The following is a 601-nucleotide window of genomic DNA, read 5'->3' as shown; positions in this document are numbered from 1 at the left end:
CGGCTCACTCTCTTTCTTCCACACGATATACGCACATAGATTTACTTGTCCTTCCTCATCATGATGAGCCACCACATAGCCATTCTCGATCTCATCCAACTCCAACAGCTTCGCAGTAATTTCACCCGGCTCAATCCTCATACCTCGGATTTTAATCTGTTTGTCCAGTCTGCCAAGATATTCGATTGTCTGATCTCTATGCCATTTGACAAGGTCACCTGTTTTATAGAGGCACCCATTTTGTTCGAATGGATCGGGTACAAAAGCACGATCCGTCTGATCTGGACGGTTCAAATAGCCCCTTGCAATACCTGCACCACCAATATACAGTTCACCAGGAATACCTGATGGTACAGGATTTCTTTCTTCATCAAGCACATAGACTTTTGTATTGTCAATGGGCGCTCCCAATTTAATTACCCCTCTATCAGGTGGACAGGACCATACGAGTGTATCGACCGTCGCTTCGGTTGGACCATAATGATTATATAAATGGTACCCTTGCGATGTAATTTGGTTAGCCAATTGAGGATCCAACTTTTCTCCACCGCAGATGACCACTTCTAAATTCTTAGCTTTTTTCGTTTGTCCAGCTAAAAGT

General features: G+C 43.8%; 1 protein-coding gene. It reads right to left on the bottom strand.

Annotated features, from left to right (window positions below; translation table 11 throughout):
• Positions 1 to 601: AMP-binding protein (locus HFD78_RS28995; RefSeq protein WP_191968146.1), on the bottom strand; the 601-nt coding region annotated here is incomplete at both ends.

It is taken from the genome of Bacillus sp. EKM501B (genome assembly GCF_011800505.1).
GTDB classification, from domain to species: Bacteria; Bacillota; Bacilli; order Bacillales; family Bacillaceae_G; genus Bacillus_A; species Bacillus_A cereus.
This window is presented reverse-complemented; position numbering and strand designations above follow the sequence as displayed.